2 protein-coding genes are annotated in these 1,961 nt (G+C 24.4%); both read right to left on the bottom strand.

Annotated elements, in window-relative coordinates; all coding sequences use genetic code 11:
• Nucleotides 1–67: 67 nt before the first annotated feature.
• Nucleotides 68–616 (bottom strand): biotin transporter BioY, encoded by a 549-nt coding sequence (locus NSA58_RS19635; RefSeq protein ID WP_074429106.1) that lies wholly within the window; start codon nucleotides 614–616, stop codon nucleotides 68–70.
• A gap of 456 nt (nucleotides 617–1,072) precedes the next feature.
• Nucleotides 1,073–1,864 (bottom strand): zinc dependent phospholipase C family protein, encoded by a 792-nt coding sequence (locus tag NSA58_RS19630; RefSeq protein ID WP_039680195.1) that lies wholly within the window; start codon nucleotides 1,862–1,864, stop codon nucleotides 1,073–1,075.
• Between the last annotated feature and the right edge of the window lie 97 nt (nucleotides 1,865–1,961).

The following is a 1,961-nucleotide window of genomic DNA, read 5'->3' as shown; positions in this document are numbered from 1 at the left end:
GATCTATATATTAATAAGTAATAAAAAAATTCTATTTGAATAAGTAATATGTCGGTGAAATAATTAATTAGTTTTCATTATAAATAAGAGTAGACGACACTCTTTTTGAAACAGTTGAGCCCACTATGTAAGCTAGTATTAATTTTATAAAATCTACCAATACAAAAGGAGCGACACAATATAAAATACTTTGATGAATTGTATTTCCTGTTATTGATGCAAACATTAATGTTCCTGTTATGTATACGATAATTAATCCTGCTATTAGTGATAAGAAAATTATTATAGTAGATGAAGATTTATCTTTAGCAAGACCTATTATATAAACCATTAAAGGAAGTCCTAGTAAATATCCTCCCGTTGGACCGAACAAAATACCAACTCCTCCTGAAAATTGAGCAAATACAGGAATACCAATGCATCCTAATAATAAATAAATTAAAACAGAAATAGTACTTAATTTAGAACCAAGTATTAATCCTGTTACAGCTACAGCTAAAATTTGCATAGTAAGTGGAACGGTTGTAAATGGTAATGGTATTGAAATTTGCGACAAAATTGCAACTATAGCAGCAAAAATAGAACATAATATAAGTTCTTTAGTTGAAAGTTTCATAATAATCCTCCTTAATAATATATAATTAGGTTAACTTGTAAGAGTAATTAAGTTAACTTAATTATATATGAAAAAATAAAAAAATCAAGAAATAATTGTAAAATATAAAAATGAATATAAACTATTTATTCTCTGAGGGAATAAATGATTTATTTCTTTGAATTGAAAATGAAGCCATCAAAATATAGTATATGAGTATGAAAATTTTTATAAATAAAAAGTACTAAGCTAATGCTACGAGTAGTTCTATTAAATAGTAAAATATTTAATTCGTTTTCTCATGCTTTTATTTGCTTAGATAAAGAAGATTGAGATATACATAATTCTTATTATGCTAAAGAAAAACTTTTATATTTATTTTGTTCTATAGTAATAAAAAACACCTTCTTTATGTCAGATTATCTATGATATACAATAGAAATAATATCATGTAGAGGAAGGTGTAAATTTTCATATTTACTCAAAATTTCTATTTAGTCTTTGTGGTAAAGGAGAGTTATTTTTGATAGAAGTATAAAAATCTTCAAGTATATTAGCTGCTTTATTAATAGAACAATCATATAAATTTTCAATATTTAAGCATATGTTTTTGCATCTTGGATTCTCATCTAAATTAAAAAATATTCCGTGTAATTTATTATAAAGAGCTGAAATTTTAAGCCCAGAAAAAATAATAAACCTACTTATTTTATTTGGGGTATTGAAAATAGAGTTGTAAAATTTCATAGATTTAAGAGCTCTAGTAATTTTTGAGGTATCTGTATCAAAAAATGGTGATATAACTTCAGCTAAAGTACTATCTGCATTAATATGAGTGGTTAAATCTACAGAAAAAGGATTTTTTCCTTCTTTGTTTATTAATAACTTATCAAACTCAGATTCAATTTCAGTATGAGATAAATTCTCATATTTAGTTGTTTTATTGATATAAGGATGACATTCACTGTCTAGCATAAAATGACATAAAAAACCAAATGCATAAGCTAATGATTTTTCTTTATCATTTGATTTTTTTATTATATTTATCGATTTTTCAAAAAATATATTTGCCTTTTCATAGTGAATACTATGTCCTAATTTATTTGTTGGATTATGATATAGTATTGGTTTGTAATAAAAGAAAATATCTGGTCCATGGAGACCTATGAAAAATAAATCAATATTTTTTGAAATAATTTTAGAAACCTCATCATCAACTTGCTCTAAAACTTTTTTTCCAAAAGCATAATGTGCATAAGTACCAGGCATAGATACTACCTCCATAATAAAATATTATATATAAGATTTAGTATATCAACTTTCAAAGAAAAAAATTAGTTTCTATAATATCTATGGAATAGATCGG

It is taken from the genome of Terrisporobacter muris (assembly GCF_024621905.1).
GTDB classification, from domain to species: Bacteria; Bacillota; Clostridia; order Peptostreptococcales; family Peptostreptococcaceae; genus Terrisporobacter; species Terrisporobacter muris.
Note: the sequence above shows the minus strand (reverse complement) of the source record. Positions and strands in the feature narration are given on the sequence as shown.

What these genes read in the sequence shown, in the direction of transcription:
- NSA58_RS19635 (WP_074429106.1), bottom strand. Translation starts at nt 616, where the DNA reads ATGAAACTTTCAACTAAAGAACTTATATTATGTTCTATTTTTGCTGCT.
- NSA58_RS19630 (WP_039680195.1), bottom strand. Translation starts at nt 1,864, where the DNA reads ATGCCTGGTACTTATGCACATTATGCTTTTGGAAAAAAAGTTTTAGAG.